Here is a 20,923-nt window from a genome sequence, read left to right on the forward strand (position 1 = left end):
CCGGGCGGCCGGGACCTTGCCGGGGCCGCTCGGCAGGTTAGTGCGCCGCGCCGGTCTCGACGAGCAGCACGCCGCCGACGATCAGCGCCACCCCGACCCCCATCACCCAGGTGAAGGGTTCCTTGAAGATGACCCGGCTGAGCACGGCTGTCAGTGCCACGCCCGCGGCCGCCCACAGTCCGTAGGCGATGCCCAGGGGCATCCCCAGCGCGAGGACGACGGCGAGCAGGCTGAACGCCGCCAGATAGCCGGCCACCACGGCGATGTACCAGCGCCGGGAGCCGGATGTCGCGGCGCGGAGGGACAGCGTTGCGCCGACCTCGGCAAGGATCGCGACGGCGAGCAGGATCCACTGCATCAGTGCGCTCCTTCCGCCTGGCCGGAGCCGGGCGCCCGGTGAGCGTCGTCGCCGCCGTCGCGCCTGCTCCCGGAGCCGTCGCCGCTTCCGGTGCTGTCGACGTCGTGCCGGTTGCCGCTGGCGGCCGGTTCCGCGCGGCCGGCTGCCGCCTGCGAGCCGAGTTCGACGCACAGCACGCCGGCCATGATCAGCACGATGCCCGCGCCCATCACCCAGGTCATCGGTTCACCGAAGATGACAGTCGACAGCACCGCCGTGAGGGCGACGCCACTGGCCGCCCAGAAGCCGTAGGCGGCCCCGAGCGGCATGCCCTCGCGCAGGGCGCCGGCGAGCATGATGAAAGCCGTGAGATAACCCGCGGCGGTCACCGCGTACAGGCCCGGCATCTCCAGTGCCGCCTTGAGGGTCAGCGATCCGGTCACTTCGGCCGCGACGGCGGCGCAGAGCATCATCCAGCCCTTGATGGGGCACCTCCTTGGGTCGTGCGGTGCCGGCATTTGCGGTGCCGGCGTCTTCGATTCCGGCACCAGGTCAGCGCGCGCCGAAAGCTCAGCGGGTGGCGAAGTGCACCCAGACGCCGATGATCCACGCAGTGCCGGCGGCCAACGCGAGCGCGAGCTCCGCCAGCATGCCGAGGCCGGTGGCTTTCAGGGCGGCCCAGCTCGACGACGCCGCCGCGCCCAGGTTCCGCTGGCGCACGAATTCGCTGGCCAGCAGCCCGCCGGCGAAGCCGACCACCAGGCCGACCACAGGGATGACGAACATGCCGACGACGCCGGCCACGAGCCCGACCAGCACCGAGCGGTTGGGGATCTGCCGCTGTTTCAGCTTCCGGCCGGTGAGCACCGCGCTGGCGGACATCCCGGCGAGTGCGAACAGCGCCCCGAAGGCGAACGACCACCAGCCGGCTCCGCTGCTCACTCCGATCGCCCAGCCGAGGAAAGCCAGCAGGATCAGGATGCTGCCCGGCAGCACCGGCACCACGATACCGGCCACGCCGACGGCGATCAGCACTCCGGCGGCAAGGGTCACTATCAGGTCGGCGTCCATCTCCCCAGTCTCGCATTACCGGCAGCGCACCTTTCCCGCGGCAGCGTCCGGGCAGGGCCGAATCCCGGGCCGCTCCGTGGCAGACATCCCGTTTCACCGCCGTCAATAGTAAGGTTGCTGACTACCAGACAGTCACCGCACACTGCCAAGGAGGACACCATGAGCTCGGATGCCACAGGAGGCCGGAACGGCGGCGGGGACCGGCGGGGCCGCAACCCGGACCCGGACGCGACGCAGGCGCTGCCCCCGGAAGGAGCGGGCGCCCATGTCGCCGAACCGCCCGCGGACACGGGGCGGCCAACGGGACGGCGGGCCGCTGACAACGACGTGCCCGCCGGGGCTGCGGACGGCGGCTACACCGACATCGACTACGGCGCATTCCAGGAAGAGGACGCCCACGACGGCGCCACCCGGCGGCTTCCCGATCAAGCGCAGGAGCGCCGCGGCGCCGACTCCCCCACCGAACGCATGTCCGACCGGGACCGGACCCGGGCCATGCCCCAGGCCGGCGGGGACACCCGCTCGTCATCCATCAGTGCGGAACGGGATCCGCGCGACGGCGGCTACCGGGACGACGCCGGTTCCGCGGCCGACGGCGGGGCCCGCGGCTCCGGCGGGGGTCGTGCCGGAGCCGTGCTCGGCGGAGCCGCAGGGGCGGGCGCCGGGGCTTCGGCTGGACGTCGCGGCCGCGATGACGGTGACGGTCGACGGGACGCCGGGGACGCCGCCGTCGGCGCTCCCAACCGGGAGTCGCTCCTGCAGCGGGAGAAGGAGGCCTTCGGCGGGATGAAGTTTGGTGCGGCGTTCTTTGGCTGGCTCAGCGCCACCGGGATGCTCGTGCTGCTCTCGGCACTCGCCGCGGCGATTGCGGCCGCCGTCGGGCTGTCCAACAATGCCGACCTGGGGCAGGCCCTGAACCAGGTGGGGACCGACCAGTCCGCCGGCATTGCCGGTGTCATCATCGCGCTGGCGGTGCTGCTGATCGCCTACTTTGCCGGCGGTTACGTTGCCGGACGGATGGCCCGCTTCAACGGCCTGAAGCAGGGGCTGGCAGTGTGGATCTGGGGGCTGATCATTTCCGCCGTCGTCATCGTTCTGGGGCTGATCTTCGGCAACGACATCAGCGCGCTGACCCAGGCGAACGCCCTCGCGCCGCTGCCGGAGTCCTTTGACGAGATCAATCCGATGACCTGGCTGGCCGTCGGCCTGTCCCTGGCGGTGGCGCTGGTCGGCGCACTGCTGGGCGGCCTGGCCGGCATGCGGTACCACCGCCGGATCGACAAGGCGGACTTCGGCCCGGTGGACGACGGCCGGCGCTGACCCGGCGGGAGCTGCTTCGGGGCTGCTCGCGTCGACCAACCGGGGCAGGGCCGGGATCCAACAGTCCCTGCCCTGCCCCGGTCCCGCTCCGGCCCGCAGCCCCCTCCAGTTCGACGCGGTCCCCTCCACCTTGTGCCTTTTCCTCCAGTTCCAGACGGAGGAAACGGACAAAGTGGAGGGGCAGGATCCGAACCGGAGGGATCCAGGCCATCCATGGGCCCACACACGCCGAAGGGCCGGCATTCCGTTTCCGGAATGCCGGCCCTTCATGCTTTCCACGGCATAGACCTGGTGGGGTGTGCCGGCCAGCCGCACGCAGTACGGACTTGGGGTATCCGCAGCCGGTGCCGCCCGCCGTCGCCCGCTACGGGCTGGGGGTGCCGCCGTTGACGTTCAGCGTTTCGCCGATCACGTAGCTGGATTCGGGCGATGCCAGGAACACGTACGCCGGGGCGAGCTCGGTCGGCTGACCGGCGCGGCCCAGCGGGACGCTCTGGCCGAACTCCGGCAGGTCTTCCTTGTTCTGGCCGTCGCTCGGCTGCAGCGGAGTCCAGAACGGGCCGGGCGCGACGGCGTTCACCCGGATGCCCTTGGGTGCCAGCTGCTGGCCCAGGCCCTTGGTGAAGTTGTTGATCGCCGCCTTGGTGCTGGCGTAGTCCAGCAGGTTGGCCGAGGGCATGTAGGCCTGGATCGAGGTGGTGTTGATGATGCTCGAGCCGGGCTTCAGGTGCTTGAGCGCAGCCTTGGTGATCCGGAAGAACGAGTAGATGTTCGTCTTGAACGTGTGGTCCAGCTGCTCGTCGGACAGGTCCTCAAGGTTGTCGACGGCGACCTGCTTGCCGGCGTTGTTGACCAGGATGTCGAGCCCGCCCAGACCGGCGACGGCGTCCTCGACCAGCTGGGCGCAGTGCTCGGCGTCCTTGATGTCGCCAGGCAGCTTCACCACCTTGCGGCCGGACTTTTCGATCACCTCGGCGATGTGCTGGGCGTCCGGCTCCTCCTCGGGGAGGTAGGAGATCGCGACGTCGGCGCCTTCACGGGCAAACGCAATGGCCACGGCCGCACCGATGCCGGAGTCGCCGCCGGTGATCAGCGCCTTGCGTCCTTCGAGCCGGCCGGTGCCGCGGTAGGTGTCCTCGCCGTGGTCGACATGAGGGGTCATGTCCTTGTCCAGACCGGGTTCGGACTGGTCCTGCTCCGGCGGAGCGATCTTCGGGTACCGGGTCACCGGATCCTGGAACGTGTACTGATCAGTCGAGTTGCCGTTGGTCATTCATGCCACCTTTCGGTAGATGTCCTCTCGGGCCACTTACTACTGTAAGTATGCTTAGTACCCTACGCCTTGGCGGGTGGGCGGCTCAAGTCCGGCCCGGGGCGGCGGTGGCGGGCCGGGTGGCACGGCGCCGGCGACGACAGGCGGCGGGTTGCGCCGGGCGGCACGACGACGGGCGGCGGGCTGCGCCGGGCGGCACGACGACGGGCGGCGGGCTGCGCCGGGCGACGACGGGCGGCATGCTGGGCCGGGTGGCACGCAGGCAGGGCTGCACCGGGCGGCACGGCGCCGGCGACGACGGGCGGCGGGCTGCGCCGGTTGGCCGGCGGCGCCGGGTGGCCGGCGGGTCCAGGCGGCCGGCGGGTCCAGGCGGCCGGCGGGTGGGCGGCTCAAGTCCGGCCCGCGGCGAGCAGGGCGGGCCCGGTGGCACGTCGGCGGCCGCCGACCACCCGGCATCTCCGAGCAGGCGCGCAGCCCGGTCATGTGCGGGCGGACCGGTCCCGGGTCGCAAACAGCGCAATGGCAGCCAGCAGCGCCGCGCAGGTCATCACGATGCCCAGCGGCACGGCACTGCTTTCGCCGGCGAGTCCGGTCAGCGGTGAGACCAGGGCGCCCATGAGGAACTGGCCGCCGCCGAGCACGGCCGAGCCGCTGCCGCTGGTGTGACGCACCTCGGCGAGCGCCAGGGCTGTCGTATTGCCCATGATGAAGCCGATGCTCGCGACGGCGCAGAAGATGGCCACGGCCAGCAGCAGCGGAGGTGCGGGCGAGAGCGCCAGGGCCAGCACGGCGGCCGACGCTGCCAGCAGCACGGGGACGGCCACTGTGACGGTCCGCCGCGGCGGAACCCTCCTTGCGAGACGGGAGGAGACGTAGCCGGTGGTCACCAGGCCAAGGGCGTTCAGCCCGAAGGCGAAGCCGTACTGCGCCGCGGTGAAGCCGATCAGGTTCTGGTAGATGAACGACGAGGCGGAGATGTAGCCCATGAGCACGCCGAAGGTCGAACCGAACAGCAGGGCATAGCCGAGGAAACGGCGGCTGTGCAGCACCTGCCGCAGGCCGGCAAACGGGGACCCGCTGCTGCGCTGCCCGTGCGGTCGGGTCTCGCCCAGGACGAAGACCACGCAGACGAACATCAGCAGGGCCAGTCCGGCCAGCACCCAAAGCACGCCGCGCCACCCAAGGGTTGTGGCGAGCAGGCCGCCCACAGTGGGCGCGATCACCGGGGCGACGCCGCCGATGGTCATGAGCAGGCTGAAGGTCCGTGCCGCCTGGGGCCCGTGCGTCAGGTCCGAGACGACAGCCCGCGCGATCACCACTCCGGCGGAGGAGCACAGTCCCTGCACCAGCCGGGCTCCGATCAGCACCGCCAGGTTGGGAGCCAGGGCAGCAGCCACCGAAGCTGCCACAAAACCGGCCGAACCGATCAGCAACGGCCGATACCGGCCGTACTTGTCGGAGGCCGGTCCGAAGAACAGCTGTCCGGCCGCCATGCCGAGCAGGAACGCAGTCAGGGTCAACTGCACCCCCGTGGCGCCTGCGGAAAAGTCGCGGCCGATCTCCGGAAACGAGGGAAGGTAGAGGTCGGTGGCGAAGGGTCCGGTGGCGGAAAGCAGCGTCAGCGCCAGGAAGAGTCCGGGCGTCAGCGCCGTAACCGCGCGCCGGCCGAAGGGCAGTGCAGGCATGGACCTGATCCTATGCTCGCGGCCTCCTCAGTTTCGGATCATGACGGCGGGCCCACCCGCCCGCGCTCGAACACCCACGCCGCGCGGGTCGCGCATCCGCGCTTCTGCACCTCCGCGCTTCCGCACCTCCGCGCTTCCGCATCTCCGCATCTCCGCATAGCAACGCACCCACCGTGCACTCACCCGTGCACCCACGAACCCGAACCCGAACTGGTGTAGCCGCGCACCCGTCCCCCAACGCTTTAGGACTTCGGAGACCCCGGCAGTGCCGTCGTCTCTGGTCGAAGCGGAAGTGACAGCGCAGACTTTTGGGACGACATCGGGCACCTGTGGCCGCCAGCGCGTGACCGTACCGGAGGAGACACGTGAAGACAGCACAGCCAGACAGCACCGGGCCGCGCGGCGTTCCCGTTTCCGCCGGACAGCATGCCTCCGCGGCTTCGGGGCAGCCGGGGCCGGAGCTGACGGAGCAGCCGCCCGAGGCAGGGCAGCTGCCGGAAATCGTGGTGGGGGTCGACGGCTCCAAGCTGTCGATCGTCGCGCTGCGCACAGCCCGGCGGCTGGCCGGAAAACTGGGATGCACCGTCCATGCCCTGACGGTGGTGGAGTATCCCGTGGCGATGGCCGTGCCGGTGGCGTCGTCGGAGCTTTCTCCCGGCGCCGAGGCTGTCGGGCTGCTGGAGGAATGCGTCGAACAGGTCTACGGCGAGCCGGAGCCGCAGGGCGTGCGCAAGACCGTGGTCGGCGGGCAGGCCGCGAGAGTGCTGGTGGAGGCGTCCGACCAGGCCGAAATGCTGGTGGTGGGCAACAAGGGGCGCAGCGGAATCAGTGACCTGCTGCTCGGATCGGTCAGCACCGCGGCGGCGTCCCACGCCCGCTGTCCGGTACTGATCGTGCACGGTCGACGCCGGGTCAGGCACTAAACCGGGCAGCCCCTCCACCACCCGCCAGGAACGGGCCGAGGGGCCGTGAAGCGGTCAGGAGGACGCCAGCCGGCCGCCACCCGACCGACCGGCGAACCGGCCACCCGCCGCCGCCAGTCAACCGGCCGCCCGCCGTCGCCGCACCGTCTCCGCCAGGCCGGACCAGCCGCCGTCGTCGCCCGGCCAGCCGTCGTCGCCCGGCCGGACCCGAGCGTCGCCCCGCCCCGCCGCGCTAGCTGCGCGCGCGGCGGAGCAGGAAGGCGCTGAGCACCGCGGCGAACAGCATCACCGCGACGCCGATGGCCGAGGTGACCACGACACCGGAGTCGAACGCAGCCTTGGCCGTCTCGAGCAGAGGTCCGGCGACGTCGGCCGGCAGGGCCCGGGCGGTTTCGACGGCGCCGCCCAGGGTTTCGCCGGCGGCAGCCTGCTGCTCGGGGCTGAGCGTGTCGGGCAGCATCACTCCGGAGCGGTAGGAGGCCGTGAGGATGGTGCCGAGGATGGCGGTGCCGAGCACGCTGCCCACCTCATAGGCCGTCTCGCTGATGGCCGACGCCGCTCCGGCCTTGGCTGCCGGAACGCTGGCGAGCACCAGGTCGTTGGAGATCGTTTCCGCCGCGCCGACGCCGACGCCCAGCAGCATGAACGCCACCGCCAGGCCGAGCAGCGACTCCTGTCCGGTGAGCATCACCAGCGTGTACGCGGCGGCGTTGAACAGCAGGCCGCCGACGACGGCATAGACCGGCCGGACGTGCCGCACCAGCCGCACCACCGCGAGGCCGGCGACGATGGTCACCAGCAGGCCGGGCAGCATGAAGACGCCGGCTTCCTGCGGGCTCATGCCGAGCACCAGCTGGAGGTGCTGGGAGAGGAAGTAGATGAAGCCGACCATGGCGAACAGGCTCAGCAGATTGGCCGTGATGGAGCCGGTGAACACCGGGTTGCGGAACAGCCGCACGTCCAGCATCGGGTAACGCCGGGCCAGCTGGCGGCGGGCGAAGAGGAATCCGAAGACGATGCCGACGCCGATCGGCAGCAGCGACTCGACCCCCAGTCCGTAGCCGGAGAAGTTCTTGATGCCGAGCACCACGGGGAACATGGCGGCCATGATCAGCCCGATGCTGACCAGGTCCACCGGCCCCGGCTCCGGGTCGCGGCTTTCGGGCAGCAGGATCATGCCGAAGGCCAGCAGCGGCACAAGCAGAGGGATGGCCAGCAGCAGTACGGAGCCCCACCAGAAGTGTTCGAGCAGCACGCCGCCGACAATCGGACCCAGGGCAGCGCCGGCGGAGAAGCCGGCGGCCCAGATGGCGATGGCGATGCGACGCTGGGAGGGATCGACGAACATGTTGCGGATCAGCGACAGGGTGGCCGGCATGAGCATGGCGCCAAAGAAGCCGAGCAGGGCTCGGGCGCCCACCAGCACTTCCGCGGTGGGCGAGAACGCGGCCGCCACGGACACCAGGCCGAACCCGGCGCTGCCGAGCATCAGGATCCGGCGTCGCCCGATCCGGTCGCCCAGCGAACCCATGGGGATCAGCAGACCGGCAAGGATCAGCGGATAGATGTCAATGATCCACAGCAGCTGGGTGCCCGTGGGCGTCAGGGCCTGGGAGATGGCGGGCACCGCAAAGCTGAGCACCGTGTTGTCCACCGAAACCAACAGCACCGCCAGCATGAGCACCGCCAGGCCAAGCCATTCACGCTTGCCGGCGGACTGCTGCTGCAGCCGGGGAGCTTCCTGCACCGCGAGCACGAGTCCTCCATTCCTCACGTCTGTGATGTCTTCCGGACACGCCTGTTGACGTGCCATTAAGGGGAAAGTCAGCAACGGTTTTCGGGCGCTCTCGTGGGGCCAAACCGTTACTGTACCGTCTAGACTGTACAGCATCGATGGCGTACCTTAAATTCCATGACGTCGCCCACACCTGCCCGGGAGCGGATTCTCGCTGCCTACGAGGACCTGCTGATCAATGAAGGCCCCCGGGGAGCGACCCTCGACGCCGTCACCGCACTGGCGGAAGTCTCCAAGGGCGGACTGCTGTACCACTTCAAGAACAAGGAAGCGCTGGCTGCTGGGCTGATTGCCAAGCTGCGCGAGCTTGCCGACCTGGACCTGCAGAAAATGGCGGCCGACGCCGACGGGCCCTCCCGCTATCTGGTGCGCGAGTCGGTCTATGTGGGCAGCGAGCTGGACCGGGCACTGATCGGAGTGGTGCGCCTGGCGCAGGCCAACGATCCGGCGGCATCCGACCTGCTGCGCAGCATCCACCGCAGCTGGTACGACCTCGTGCACCAGGAGGTCGGCGATCCCGTCATTGCCCGGGCCATCGTGCTCCTTGGCGACGGGCTCTACTACAACGAGGGCCTGCCGGGCGGGTGGCCGCAGGACAAGGATCGATCCTCGGAGGCATCCGTGCAGCAGCTGCTGCAGGTCGTGGACCTGCTGAAAGCCCAGGCTGCTGCCGCCGCCAAGGGGTAAACGCAACCGGGGTTAACGCCAACGGGAGATAACGCCACCGGGTAAACGCGACAGCGTGTACCCCCTCCCCCAGCGGCCGGGATGCCGCCCGCACCCGCGTCGCAGCAGCAGTCGCTGAGTGATTTCTGCCACAGTAGAGCGCATGGATATCAGCACAGCAGACCTGTATGACGAGAAGGGTGAGGCCCTGGCCTCGGTGTCGCTCCAGTTCCAGGACCTCGGTGGGCGAACCCGCTTTTCCGGCCCGATCCGCACCATCCGCTGCCTCGAGGACAACGGGCTCGTGAAGTCCACCCTAAACTCCCCCGGCGATGGGGCTGTTCTGGTGGTCGACGGCGACGGGTCGATGAATACCGCCCTGATGGGCGACATGATCGGCGAGGCTGCAGTCGCGAACGGTTGGGCCGGCGTCGTGATTCACGGTCCCATCAGGGACCGCGCCGCGCTGGCGAAGCTGCCCATGGGGGTCAAGGCGCTGGGTTCCAACCCGCGCAAGAGCGCCAAGGAGTCCGTGGGCGAGATCGACGTCCAGGTGGAGTTCGGCGGCGTCGTCTTCCGGCCCGGGGCGATGCTGTGGGCTGACGAGGACGGCATTCTGGTCGAGCGCTGATTGAGCGCGTAGCTGTCCGCTTCCTGCTTTCTCCGCTCTGCGCTCTGCATACTGGTCGCTGCTCGGTGCCCACCGCTCTGAGAGGGTGGAGGGTGGAACCATCGCTCGACCCCGAAGGGACCCTTATGGCCAATGTGCTGCTGTTTCATCATGCTCTGGGCCTCACGCCCGGAGTGGACGCGTTCGCCGACGTGCTGCGGGATGCCGGCCACATGGTGACCGTTCCGGATCTTTATGACGGCCGGACCTTCTCCACCCTTGAGGCGGGCGTCGATTACGCCCAGGACATCGGTTTCGATGTGCTCGAATCGCTGGGGGTGCGGATGGCGGAGCGGCTGCCTCCGGAGCTGGTCTACATCGGCTTTTCGCTCGGCGTGATGCCGGCGCAGCGCCTGGCACAGACTCGAGCCAGGGCCAGGGGCGCCGTCCTGGTGAGTTCCTGCCTGCCGCCGGGTGCCTACGCCGATACATGGCCTGCAACCGTGCCGCTGCAGGTCCACGCCATGGCCGAGGACCCCGTCTTCGTCGAGGAGGGCGATCTCGACGCCGCCCGGAACCTGGTGGAGACGGCGGCCGAGGGAGAACTGGTGCTGTACCCGGGGAGCGGGCATTTCTTTGCCGACATCAGTTCACCCGATTACGACGCCGACGCCGCACACGCCCTGACCGCACGGGTGCTGGACCTGCTTGCGCGGGCGGACGCGTCGAACTGATCCGTTTGCGGTCGTCGCGCGGAGGCCGGCCCGGATCGCCTAGAACGGTGGCGGGATGTCCTCAGCCCCGGAGGCGCTGGGCAGAGCAGCGGGCTCTTGCCCTGAGCCCGCTGTGGGAGGCGGTTTCAGCTTGAGCTGAGGTTCGCTGCCGTAACGGCGGGCCAGAGGAGACAGCCACTCCACGTCGCCGGGCTGATTCTGCTCGGCCTTCCAGAAACCCTGGCTTTTCATCCGGTGATGCTTCGGGCAGAGATACTCGAGGTTGCCGTGTTCGGTGGCTCCGCCGTGGGCCCACGGCACCGTATGGTCAATCTCCATGCCGGCCCGAACGGCGTTGACGCTGCAGCCCGGAAAGCGGCAGGTTCCATCACGGGCCTGCAGCCACCGGGCCAGCCCGGCCGGAACCTTACGGCGCCGCCCCACCGCCAGAATCTCCCCCGTCGCGGAGTCCTGCACCAAACCCGTCCAGTACCTGACCGTCCGGATGAGTCGCCTGGCGGCATCAGCGCTGATCGGTCCGTAGCCGTTGAGTTCAGCGGGCCGGTCGTCAGCGCCCAGAAGAGTCTCAGAACTGATGATGACCATCAGTTCGGTACGCATTCCCGGCAGGTCTTCCGGGCCGTCAGTCCAATCGGCTTTGTCGGCCCACTCGCCCGAGTCAGCTGCCCCGCCCGCACCCGCACCGCCGCCGCCAGCCCCGGCGTATGTACCGTCACCCACCCCTGCAGCGACGCCCGCGCCCCCGGCCGCACCCGCACCGCCGGCCGCACCCTCCCCGGCAGCGCCGCCGGAAGGGTCCACAGCAGGCCGGCGGCCCAGCACGGACGCAGCAAACAGGTCTGCACGCAGCTGGTCCTGGGTTCGATGATCGCCCGCCCTTCGCCGCGCCCGTGCGGCCGTGGTCAAGGTGTTGAACATGGCCTGGGCCTTCTCGGCAGCCAGAAGCGCAGTCAGCGATGCCATCCCGTCAGCGGCGGGCTCCAACCACACACGCCGCTTGGACAAGGCGTCACTGTGGCGTTCCGGAACGGTCTCCGGATATCGGCGCTCCCGCATCACCCGCACCTTGCGGGCCAGCTGGGCCGCCGTCCGGTCCTTGACGGCATCCAGCACCTCGGCTTCGAAGCCCTTGGCGTCGTCGGCGGGCACGAAACGGATCTCATCGAGGACCACCCGCGCGTGGGAAAACGTGATCTGGCCGGCCGACAACCGCGGCAACGTCGAGGGCAGCTGACGAACCAGCAGGCCGGACTCAGCCACCACCCGCTGCGCCGTCACGTGCGGCACCTGCAGCACCGAACCGACTTCCGCCGCCGTCAGGTCGAAGGCGCTGCGCGGACGGTCCTTCTCCGGAAGCCGCTCGACCTCGGCAGCACGCGCCATCAGCTCCTCCACGCGGGCCACCACCAACGCCTGCTGCGCCTGCACCCAGGCGTTCAGCACGTTCAGGCGTTCCAAGGTCGCCACGGCTTCAGCGGAATCCAGGCTCCCCGGTCCGTGCAGGGACAGCTCTCCCGACAGGCCGTCCGGCATGTCTGCGCCTTCACCACCCCCACTGCGGGCAGTCCCTCCAGCCACCCGAATGCTCCCGCTCTTTTCTCGCTCGGCGTCCTCCGGCCAGGCCTGGAAGACGGCAGAAACGGTGTCGGGCTTCGGGGCGTTGGAAGCGGCCCGCTCGGGACCGGAACCGAGCCCGGCGCCGGCCGCGGCCGAAGCGTCTGCGGACACGGCCGAGGCATCAAAAAGGACTGCCTGTTCCTTGTCCTGCCGGCCGCTTCCCCGCTTGGTCATACGCCAAGTCTTTCAGTGGCCTCTGACACTTTTGGGCCGAGAAAGGGGCCTGGGGATCAGCGCAATTACGGGACTTTTCGCGCCGTTTACTTGTGTTCCTGCCATCTGCCAGTTGCCTGGATCGGACGCGGCCGCAACACTTCAAGGCACGACGGCTCGACTCCCGGCAGAGAAACACGTGGCACTGAGGCCAGCGCAGGAGGGCCCAGCCCAGCCCAGCCCAGCCCAGCCCAGACCAGACCAGACCAGCCAGGAGCGATACGCCTCGCCGCCCGCGGCTCTACTGGCCGGCGCTGCAGCTGCAGGGCCGCCACCCCAACAGAAGACGGCCAAATTCGCGCCACAGAGGCCAGGCGAGGCTGCTGCAGCCAGCCCCCACGGCTCCGCTCATCTCCGGAGCGCCGTCCACTCCCCCCGAAAACAGCAGAGCCGCAGCCCGCCCAAGGGCGGCACTGCGGCTCAGCAGGAAACTCTGCAGGAAACTCTGCGGGAACACCCGAGAGCGCTCAAAAAGCCCAGCTAAAGCTCAGCAGGAGACCCCAGCGAACCCGAAACCCCTACGCGTTCCAGAGACCGTACGAGTCGGCCAGCGAGGAGATCTTCTGCGCGCGCGCCAGGCGCGGCAGGTAGGACCCGTCGCCGACGACGGCCCCGGCAGCGTGCGCTTCCAGCAGCTCGTGAGCCCACGCGATCTCCGATGCGCTCGGCGACAGCCCGACGTTGATGGTGTCCGCAGCCTCGGGCATCAGGCACAGCTTGCCGGTCATGCCCATCGACTGGGTGACCTTGCAGGCCTCCAGCAGCGGCTCGCCCAGCGCGCCCGGCGTCGGGCCGTCAATCGGCCCCGGCAGCTGGCCCACGCGGGAGGCGACCACCAGCTTGGAGCGGGCGTATGCCAGCGCCATCGGATCGTCGGAGGCGCCGGTGTCGCGGCGGAAGTCGCCGACGCCGAACGCGAGCCGGAAGGTGCCCGGAGCGGACGCAATCGCCGTGGCGTTTTCGATGCCCAGCGCCGACTCGACCAGCGCCAGCACCGGAGTGCCGGCCTGCAGCCGCATGGCGGTGTGGGTGACCTGCTCCGGCTTCTCGGTCATGGCCAGCATGACGCCGCGCAGCCCGGGCGCCTTCGACAGCGCGGCCAGGTCGTCAGCCCAGTAATCGGTCTCAATGCCGTTGACCCGCACCCACGCGGTCATGCCGGTGGACAGCGCCTCCACCACGCGTTCCCGCGCTTCGGCCTTGCCGTCCGCAGGAACCGCATCCTCCATGTCAAAGACCACCGAGTCCGCTTCGGAGGCCAGCGCCGGCCCGAAGTTGGCTTCATCGGCAGCCGAGGCAAGCAGCCAGGAACGGGAGAGCTTGGCGGGCAACGCGGCGGCACGAGTGTTTCGGAATGGGGCCATAGGTACGACCTTACTTTCCTGCGTCGGGGGTATTCCAATGGGGAGCAGCGACAGTGGCGAGCATTACAATGCATCGATCACGACGGCGGCCGGCGGCACGCTCCCGGCGGCCCGCCGCCGCTCCACACCCCCTCACGCCTCGCCCCGTCTCAGCAGCCGTCCCCGCGGCGCGGCGCCGGGGTCGACGCCGGAACCACCAACGCCGATCCCGGCCAGCTCGACGCCGCGCAGCACCGTCCGCCGCACCCTTCCGTGCAGCTTCGCACCCGCGTAGGGAGTGACCGGATTGCGGTGGTGCAGCAGCAACGGGTCGACGACGAATGTCTCCTCCGGCGCGAACACCGCGAAGTCCGCGTCCCGGCCCGGCACGATGCCGCCCTTCGACGCCAGACCGGCGAGCGCCGCCGGCCGCGCCGACATCCACTCCACCACCTGCTCCAGCCCGATTCCGCGTTCCCGCGCTTCGGACCAGATCAGCGGCAGGCCCAGCTGCAGCGAGGCCACTCCGCCCCACGCCACCCCGAAGTCCCCGTTCTCCAGGTCCTTCAGGTCCGCCGTGCTGGGCGAATGGTCGGACACAATGCAGTCAATGATCCCGTCCAGCAGGCCCTGCCAGAGCCGCTCCCGGTTGCCCTCCCCGCGTATCGGCGGGCAGCACTTGAACGCTGTGGCCCCGTCCGGAATCTGCTCGGCGGCCAGCGTGAGGTAGTGCGGGCAGGTCTCCACGGTCACCGCCACCCCGTCGGCCCGGGCCGCAGCGATCATCGGCAGCGCCCCCGCGTCGGACAGGTGCAGGATGTGCACCCGGGCGCCGGTGCGCCGCGCGGCGTCGAGCACCAGTGCGATCGCCCGTTCCTCCGCCTCCGGCGGCCGGGACGCCAGGAACCCGGCGTAACGGCTGCCCGCCGCGGCGGGCGCGGCGTCGAGCACGGCCGGATCCTCCGCATGGACGATCATCAGGGCCCCCAGCCGCGCCAGCTCGGCCAGGTCCCGTTCCAGCTCCTCCGCCTCCAGGTGCGGAAACTCGTCCACGCCCGAATGCACGAGGAAGCACTTGAACCCGAACACACCGGCCTCGTGCAGCGGCGCCAGCTCGGCGGTGTTGCCGGGCACCGCCCCGCCCCAGAACCCCACATCCACGAAGGCCTGCGGCGCGGCCACCTCCTGCTTAACCCGCAGCGCCGGCACCGACACCGTGGGCGGAATGCTGTTCAGCGGCATGTCGATCAGGGTGGTCACCCCGCCGGCCGCGGCCGCCCGGGTGGCGGACGCGAACCCCTCCCACTCGGTGCGGCCGGGCTCGTTGACGTGCACGTGCGTGTCCACCAGGCCGGGCAGCAGCGTCTCGTCTCCGGCCAGCTCCAGCACCCGGGCGCCGTCGAGCCCGGCGCCCAGCGGCTCGACGGCGGCAATCACCCCGCCGGACACACCCACCTCGGCCGGCACGGTTCCGGTGCCGGGCAGCACGGCCCGGCCGCGGATCACCAGGTCGAAGCTCATGCCGCCCTTCACGGCGTCCCCAGCATGATCTGCCGGTTGACGTCCTTGTACAGCAGGTAGCGGAAGTTCCCCGGCCCGCCGGCATAACAGGCCTGCGGGCAGAACGCGCGCAGCGACAGGTAGTCCCCCGCCTCCACCTCCACCCAGTCCTGATTCAGCCGGTACACGGCCTTGCCCTCCAGCACATACAGCCCGTGCTCCATCACGTGCGTCTCCGCGAACGGAATCACCGCGCCCGGCTCGAACGTGACGATGTTGACGTGCATGTCGTACGCCAGGTCATCCACCGGAATCATCCGGGTGGTGCGCCACTTGTTGTCGGTGCCCGGCATCGGATTGGGCGCAATGTCCCGTTCATTGCCGACGACGGCGCGCGGCGTGTACCCCTCCAGCGGTTCCCAGGCCTTGCGGATCCACTGGAACTTGGCCGGCGCGGGCAGCCGGTTCACCACCTGCCACACCGCGCCCGGCGGCACGTACGCGAAGCCGCCGGGACCGAGCACATGCTCCTCGCCGTCAATGCTCAGCTCCAGCCCGCCGGACAGCACGAACAGGAAGCCCTCGACGCCGGGCTGCGGCTCCGGCGTCTTCGATCCGCCGCCCTGGCTGACCTCCAGCAGGTACTGGGCGAACGTCGTCGCGCCCCCGGACACCGGCCGGTTCAGGATCCAGGTGCGGGTATCGGTCCAGCCCGGCAGCTCGCTGACCACGATGTCGCGCAGCACCCCGCGCGGAATCACCGTGTACGCCTCGGTGACGACGGCGCGGCCGGTGAGCAGCTCGGTCTGCGGCGGATGGCCGGCGGTCGGGTCGTAATAGAAGGGAGTGTTCACTGCAGTACCTCTTGGATCGAAGGGCATTTCTCAGGGGAAGGATGCGGAGTCAGGAAGTCGGGCAAGCCGCGGTTCAGGCGCTCAGGGCGACGGTTGCTGCACGGCAGGGTCCGCGACGTCGGCGGCGGGCCTGCCGCTCCCGCCTCCGGACCACTCCGACGCGGCCGGGCCGGCACCACCGTCGTCGGCGGAGCCGTCGTCGGCGGATCCCGAGGCGCCCGCAGCCCGGGCGCGGGCAAGCGCTGACAGCTGCGCCCGGTCCAGCCCGGCCGGTGCCAGGGCCTCGGCTTCGGTGACCGCGCCGCAGGCAAGCGCCCGGTCCACGAACCGGGCCAGCGCCCGGGCGGTGGCCGGTTCGTCCAGGACGCCGCTGCCGGTCTGGGACAGGTAGTTCCCCAGCCGGCGGACGGCGGCGGGGACGCCGTCCCGGTAGAACGCGTAGGTGGCCAGGTAGCGGGTGGGCAGCTGCGCAGGATGCAGGTCCCAGCCCTGGTAGTAGCCGCGCTCCAGGGATCGGCGGACCAGCCGGGCGTGCAGCCGCCAGGCGGCGAGCACCTCCTCGTCCGTGCCGAGCGGCAGGATGTTGGTGGACCCGTCGGAGAGCCGGACCCCGGTCCCGGCTGCGGCCACCTGCATCACGGCCTTGGCGTAGTCCGCGCCGGGATGGTCCATGGCCTGCCACGCGGGCGCGATCTGCAGCGCGTCGCTGTAGTCGTAGGTGCCGTAGTGCAGCCCGGAGATCCGCCCGTCTGCGGCGTGCAGCAGCGCCGCGACCGGCGCCGTGCCGTCCGGGCCCAGGATCAGCTGCGGGGTCTCCACCTGTACCTCGAACCGCAGCCTGCCGGCGGGCAGCCCGTGGCGTTCCTCCAGCCGCGCACAGGCCCAGGCCATCGCCGTCGCCTGCGCCGCCGTGGACACCTTGGGCAGGGTCAGCACCAGACCGTCCGGCAGGTCCCCGCCCTCGAGCAGCCCGGCCAGGAACAGGTCCAGGGTCCGCAGGCCGCGGGCACGGGTGGCCGCTTCGAAGCTCTTGAACCGGAGGCCGATGAACGGTGGGGCGGTGCCCGCCTCCCGGGCGCGGACGACGGCGGCCGCTGCGGCCCGCGCGTCGGCGTCCTCCGTGGCGTCGTCCGGGGTGCCGTAGCCGTCCTCAAAGTCCAGGCGCAGGTCCTCGATGGGTTCGGACTCCAGCTTGGCCTGCACCAGGGCGGCGACGGCCTGGGCCTCGTCGGCGTCCAACCCGATGCGCCCGGCCAGCCGAGCCAGCCCGCCCTGCCGGTCAGCGGCGTCGAGCGCCGCAGTGCCCCACTCGGCCGGAAGGTCTGGGGTGAAACGATCGGCCGGAACATACACGGTGTGGACCGGCTGCCGGGTGCCCGGATCTCCCGGGTAGGCCGTGGCCAGCAGCCGGTCGGTGTCGGCGAGCATGGCCTCCAGCTCGGCCCGGTCCGCGTCGGTGAACACGGTCATGGCTGCCGCCTTCCTGCCTCGGTGGATTCGGTTTCCGGCTCCTCGGGAACCACGGCGAGTTCGTGCCCGTCGGCGTCGAGCAGGCGCCCGTCCTCGACATGGTCGCCTTCCTGCAGGCAGGCGATCCGCGCGGGGTCGATGGCCCGGTCGGTGACGGCGAAGACCGAGGGGTTCTCGGGGTTGCCCGCCTTCACGTGGTTGAACAGGATGTTCATCAGGATGGCCACCACGGCGGCGGAGCTGATGCTGGAGTCGAAGATGGTGCCGAACCAGCTCGGGAAGTGCTCGTAGAACGTCGGCGCGGCGATCGGCACCATGCCCACGCCCAGCGAGACGGCCACGATGATCAGGTTCATGTTGTTCCGGTAGTCCACCTTGGCCAGGGTGCGGATGCCGCTGGCCGCGACCGTGCCGAACAGCACGATGCCGGCGCCGCCGAGCACCGGGGTGGGCACCGCCGCCATGATCCGGCCCAGCACGGGCAGCAGGCCCAGGACCACCAGGATCGCGCCGCCGGCACTGACCACGAACCGGCTCTTCACGCCGGTGATGGCCACCAGGCCCACGTTCTGCGCAAACGCGCTCTGGGTGAAGGAGTTGAACACCGGAGACAGGGCGCTGGAGAGCATGTCCGCCCGCAGGCCGTTGGCGATGCGCTTGGAGGTGACCTTGCTGCCGACGATCTCGCCCACGGCGAGGATGTCGGCGGTGGTTTCGGTCAGCGTCACCAGGATGACGATGAGCATGGAGATGATCGCCGCGATCTCGAAGGTCGGCGGCCCGAACGCGAACGGCGTGGGCAGTGCGAAGATGTCGCCCTCCCCTACCCCGGAGAAGTCGGCCTTGCCGATGACGACGGCGAAGACGGTCCCGACGACGATCGCGAGCAGGATGGACAGCCGGGAGATGGTGCCGCTGCCGACCTTGCTGAGCAGCAGCACCACCAGCAGGGTCAGCGCGGCCAGCCCGATGTTGCCCATTGACCCGTGGTCCTCGGCGGCGGCGTCCCCGCCCATTGCCCAGTTCGCGGCGACGGGCATCAGTGACAGGCCGATGACGGTGATCACGACGCCGTTGACCACCGGCGGGAAGAAGCGGATCACCTTGGCGAAGATGGGGGTGATCAGCAGGCCGACCACGGAGGCGGCCATGACGGCGCCGAACACGGACTGGATGCCGCCGTCGCCGTCCAGGATGGCGGTCATGGTCGCGACGCCGGCGAAGGAGACGCCCTGCACCAGCGGCAGCTTCGACCCGAAGAACGGAATGCCGAGGGTCTGCAGCAGGGTCGCGGCACCGCCGACAAACAGGCACGCGGCCACCAGCATGCCGATCTCGGCGCTGGACATGCCGGCGGCGGTGCCGATGATCAGCGGCGGGGCAATGATCCCGCCGTACATGGTCAGCACATGCTGCAGGCCGTAGGCGAAGGTGCTGCCCAACGGCAGGCGCTCATCCTCCGGCGCCGTCGACCCGGCGCCGGAGGCGCGGCCCCGTCCTGAGCGGCGGCTGCCCAGGCGGGCCTCCGCGCCCGCCTGGGCATCGCCATCGGACCGGCGCGGCATCAGCAGAACCCCGCAATGGTGTTCCACACCGGCGCCGGGGCGGCGTCGCCGTCGCGCTGCACGGCCGCCTCGATCAGGCCGTAAGGCCGGTCCGCGGCAAAGAACACCTCGTTGGGGTTCTCCAGGCCGAACGGCGCCAGGTCCACCAGGAAGTGGTGCTTGTTCGGCAGCGAGAGCCGGACCTCGTCGATCTCCGGATGCGCCTCGAGGACCCGGCGGCCCATCTCGAACATGGTCTGCTGCAGGGCCAGCGAGTGGGTTTCCGCGAACCCGGCCAGCAGCAGGGCCCGCACCGAGGCGTACAGGGCGTTGAAGTCCAGGTCGGTGCGGTTGTACCGCCAGCGGGCGGTGACGTCGGTGGCGAGGATCCGGTCGGTGGTCTCGGCCAGGGTGGTGTACCGGTCCCGCGGGAAGCCGTGGAATTCGGAGCCGGTGGACTTCAGCACGGTCAGGCCCTGCAGACCGGCGACCAGGCTCAGCCCGGCGCCGTCGGCCAGCAGCACCGCGGTGCGGACCTCGGACTTGTCCTTGGCGAACGCGTGGTCGTGGTCGTCAATGCGGGTCCAGGCGTACTGCTCGGCGGCCCAGCGCCCGCCGGTGACCCAGTCGAAACCGCCGGTGAAGTGGTCCGCCAGGCGCAGCAGGAACTGCTCCGGCGAGCCCACGCCGTCGCGGGCGAAGGCGTAAATGGTGTTCTTCTGCGTGTCCGTGGCCACCACGTGGGCGTTGTCGCCCTCGGTGTGCGCGGCGGTGAAGTCCCCGTGCAGCTGGGAGGTGACGCTGAGGTCCTCAATGGTGTGCCGGGCCGTATCCCGGGTGACCTTGACCAGCCGGACTTCGGCCTTGCCGTACTGGTTGGCGCCGAGCACGATACGCGCGGTGGGCGCCTGTTCTGTTGCGGTCATGGTGTCAGCTTCCTCGGTAGGTGGAGTAGGCGAAAGGGCTCAGCAGCAGCGGAACGTGGTAGTGCTGCGCGGGGTCGGCCAGGGCAAAGGTGAGCGTGACGCTCGGATAGAAGGTCTCGGTGCCGGTGCGGGCGAAGTACTCCCCGACGGCGAACTCGATCCGGTACGTGCCGGCCTCGAGCTGTTCGGGGCCGAACGCGCTGATCCGGCCGTCGTCGTCGGTGACGGCCTGGGCGATTTCCTCCCAGGTGCCGCCGCGGAGCGCGTCGAGCCGGGCGGTGACGCCGGCTGCGGGACGGCCGGCGGCGGCGTCGAGGACGTGGGTGGTGACGTGGCTGCGTTTCATGCGGTGAGCAGTCCTTCGAGTCGCAGGATGGCGATCTCCCTCAGCTGCCCGGCGATCACCGGCAGTTCCTCCTCGGGAGTGTGGCGGAGCCGGGCCTGGAGCGCGGACAGGATCTCCTCCGCGCTGCGCCCGGCGGCGCGGATCAGGAAGACCCGCCCGAATTTGTCCTCGTAGGCCCGGTTGCCTTCGCGCAGGCGCTCCTGGACGTCGGGATCGTGCCCGACGCCGGACTGCTCGCGGCGGGACAGGGCCGCCTCCGTGTCCGCGCCGGCTGCCCGCTCGCCGATCCGCGGATGCCGGGCCAGGGCGGCGTCGAGCTCCGCCTCGGTCCAGTCCGGTGCCGCGGTGCGGGCCGCCGCGAGGACGGCGGCGACGTCGGCGTAGGGGCGCCCGGCGGCAACCTCCTCGATCCAGCGGGGAATGTCCACGCAGGGGCGCAGGAAGTCCCGGGCGGCGGGCAGCGGTGCCGCGTTGAAGACGGAAAGGCCGTCGACGGCGGTGGAGGGCGTGGAGGGCACGGGTGTCAGCTTTCGTTGGCGCATGATTCCGGCTCGGCGCTGAACACCCTTGACCATCGGCAAAGCCGACTTGATTCGATGTTTCCAAACCGGAAATTATTGGTGCCCAGTCTAAGCAAGCCGAATACGGAAATGTCAAGGGAAAATCCGAATCCCGCCGCACGTTTCGACATATTGT

General features: G+C 70.2%; 20 protein-coding genes. 5 read left to right on the forward strand and 15 right to left on the reverse strand.

The annotated features are described in order from the left end of the window. Positions 1-37: 37 nt before the first annotated feature. The 3 genes from AC5RV6_RS04950 to AC5RV6_RS04960 form a co-directional block, all read right to left on the reverse strand. Positions 38-358: a DMT family transporter gene (locus AC5RV6_RS04950; RefSeq protein WP_494006164.1), complete on the reverse strand. Its 321-nt coding sequence runs from the start codon at positions 356-358 to the stop codon at positions 38-40. After that, the gene (locus AC5RV6_RS04955; protein WP_494006165.1) at positions 358-810 is read right to left on the reverse strand and encodes a DMT family transporter; all 453 of its coding nucleotides are present in this window, start codon (positions 808-810) and stop codon (positions 358-360) included. The genes AC5RV6_RS04950 and AC5RV6_RS04955 overlap by 1 nt, the downstream gene beginning before the upstream one ends. Before the next feature lie 97 nt (positions 811-907). After that, the gene (locus AC5RV6_RS04960) at positions 908-1,408 is read right to left on the reverse strand and encodes a DUF456 domain-containing protein (RefSeq protein WP_494006166.1); all 501 of its coding nucleotides are present in this window, start codon (positions 1,406-1,408) and stop codon (positions 908-910) included. A 159-nt stretch (positions 1,409-1,567) separates the two neighbouring features. Here AC5RV6_RS04960 and AC5RV6_RS04965 point away from each other — a divergent pair, with 159 nt between their 5' ends. Further along, positions 1,568-2,728 (forward strand): TIGR04086 family membrane protein, encoded by a 1,161-nt coding sequence (locus tag AC5RV6_RS04965; RefSeq protein WP_494006167.1) that lies wholly within the window; start codon positions 1,568-1,570, stop codon positions 2,726-2,728. A gap of 364 nt (positions 2,729-3,092) precedes the next feature. On the opposite strand, the gene AC5RV6_RS04970 is transcribed toward AC5RV6_RS04965, so the two are convergent. Continuing rightward, on the reverse strand, positions 3,093-4,001 hold the full coding sequence (locus tag AC5RV6_RS04970) for an SDR family oxidoreductase (protein ID WP_494006168.1): 909 nt from the start codon (positions 3,999-4,001) through the stop codon (positions 3,093-3,095). Between the two features lie 479 nt (positions 4,002-4,480). Next, positions 4,481-5,686: a multidrug effflux MFS transporter gene (locus AC5RV6_RS04975; RefSeq protein ID WP_494006169.1), complete on the reverse strand. Its 1,206-nt coding sequence runs from the start codon at positions 5,684-5,686 to the stop codon at positions 4,481-4,483. 365 nt (positions 5,687-6,051) lie between these two features. On the opposite strand from AC5RV6_RS04975, the gene AC5RV6_RS04980 reads away from it, so the two are divergent. Next, complete coding sequence (locus AC5RV6_RS04980) at positions 6,052-6,609, forward strand: universal stress protein (protein WP_494006170.1); 558 nt, start codon at positions 6,052-6,054, stop codon at positions 6,607-6,609. 232 nt (positions 6,610-6,841) lie between these two features. Here the strand turns inward: AC5RV6_RS04980 and AC5RV6_RS04985 are convergent, their stop codons facing one another. Then, positions 6,842-8,365 carry an MFS transporter gene (locus AC5RV6_RS04985; RefSeq protein WP_494006171.1) on the reverse strand — a complete coding sequence of 508 codons (1,524 nt, stop codon included), beginning with the start codon at positions 8,363-8,365 and terminating at the stop codon, positions 6,842-6,844. 156 nt (positions 8,366-8,521) lie between these two features. Between AC5RV6_RS04985 and AC5RV6_RS04990 the strand changes: the two genes are divergently transcribed. From AC5RV6_RS04990 to AC5RV6_RS05000, 3 genes are all read left to right on the forward strand, one after another. Then, positions 8,522-9,091 (forward strand): TetR/AcrR family transcriptional regulator, encoded by a 570-nt coding sequence (locus AC5RV6_RS04990; protein WP_494006172.1) that lies wholly within the window; start codon positions 8,522-8,524, stop codon positions 9,089-9,091. A 142-nt stretch (positions 9,092-9,233) separates the two neighbouring features. Continuing rightward, a complete protein-coding gene (gene rraA / locus AC5RV6_RS04995) occupies positions 9,234-9,701 on the forward strand; it encodes a ribonuclease E activity regulator RraA (protein ID WP_494006173.1) in 468 nt (155 codons plus the stop codon). 125 nt (positions 9,702-9,826) lie between these two features. Then, positions 9,827-10,414: a dienelactone hydrolase family protein gene (locus tag AC5RV6_RS05000; protein ID WP_494006174.1), complete on the forward strand. Its 588-nt coding sequence runs from the start codon at positions 9,827-9,829 to the stop codon at positions 10,412-10,414. 39 nt (positions 10,415-10,453) lie between these two features. Here AC5RV6_RS05000 and AC5RV6_RS05005 read toward each other — a convergent pair whose 3' ends face one another. From AC5RV6_RS05005 to uraD, 9 genes are all read right to left on the reverse strand, one after another. Next, entirely contained in the window at positions 10,454-12,205 is a 1,752-nt protein-coding gene (locus AC5RV6_RS05005) for an HNH endonuclease signature motif containing protein (RefSeq protein ID WP_494006175.1), read from the reverse strand. A 557-nt stretch (positions 12,206-12,762) separates the two neighbouring features. Beyond that, positions 12,763-13,608: an HpcH/HpaI aldolase/citrate lyase family protein gene (locus AC5RV6_RS05010; protein WP_494006176.1), complete on the reverse strand. Its 846-nt coding sequence runs from the start codon at positions 13,606-13,608 to the stop codon at positions 12,763-12,765. Between the two features lie 132 nt (positions 13,609-13,740). Then, positions 13,741-15,108, reverse strand: coding sequence for an allantoinase AllB (gene allB, locus AC5RV6_RS05015; protein WP_494006177.1), 1,368 nt, complete (start codon positions 15,106-15,108; stop codon positions 13,741-13,743). An 8-nt stretch (positions 15,109-15,116) separates the two neighbouring features. Continuing rightward, positions 15,117-15,941, reverse strand: a complete 825-nt coding sequence (locus AC5RV6_RS05020; RefSeq protein ID WP_494006178.1) for a bifunctional allantoicase/(S)-ureidoglycine aminohydrolase — start codon at positions 15,939-15,941, stop codon at positions 15,117-15,119. Between the two features lie 81 nt (positions 15,942-16,022). After that, on the reverse strand, positions 16,023-17,411 hold the full coding sequence (locus tag AC5RV6_RS05025) for a DUF6986 family protein (protein ID WP_494006179.1): 1,389 nt from the start codon (positions 17,409-17,411) through the stop codon (positions 16,023-16,025). After that, entirely contained in the window at positions 17,408-18,976 is a 1,569-nt protein-coding gene (locus tag AC5RV6_RS05030) for a nucleobase:cation symporter-2 family protein (protein ID WP_494006180.1), read from the reverse strand. The genes AC5RV6_RS05025 and AC5RV6_RS05030 overlap by 4 nt, the downstream gene beginning before the upstream one ends. Then, positions 18,976-19,881: a factor-independent urate hydroxylase gene (gene pucL, locus AC5RV6_RS05035; protein ID WP_494006181.1), complete on the reverse strand. Its 906-nt coding sequence runs from the start codon at positions 19,879-19,881 to the stop codon at positions 18,976-18,978. Before pucL ends, AC5RV6_RS05030 begins: the two co-directional genes overlap by 1 nt. A gap of 4 nt (positions 19,882-19,885) precedes the next feature. Then, positions 19,886-20,227 carry a hydroxyisourate hydrolase gene (gene uraH / locus AC5RV6_RS05040; RefSeq protein WP_494006182.1) on the reverse strand — a complete coding sequence of 114 codons (342 nt, stop codon included), beginning with the start codon at positions 20,225-20,227 and terminating at the stop codon, positions 19,886-19,888. Continuing rightward, positions 20,224-20,745 carry a 2-oxo-4-hydroxy-4-carboxy-5-ureidoimidazoline decarboxylase gene (gene uraD, locus AC5RV6_RS05045; RefSeq protein ID WP_494006183.1) on the reverse strand — a complete coding sequence of 174 codons (522 nt, stop codon included), beginning with the start codon at positions 20,743-20,745 and terminating at the stop codon, positions 20,224-20,226. Before uraD ends, uraH begins: the two co-directional genes overlap by 4 nt. Between the last annotated feature and the right edge of the window lie 178 nt (positions 20,746-20,923).

Source organism: Arthrobacter saudimassiliensis, from assembly GCF_059090665.1.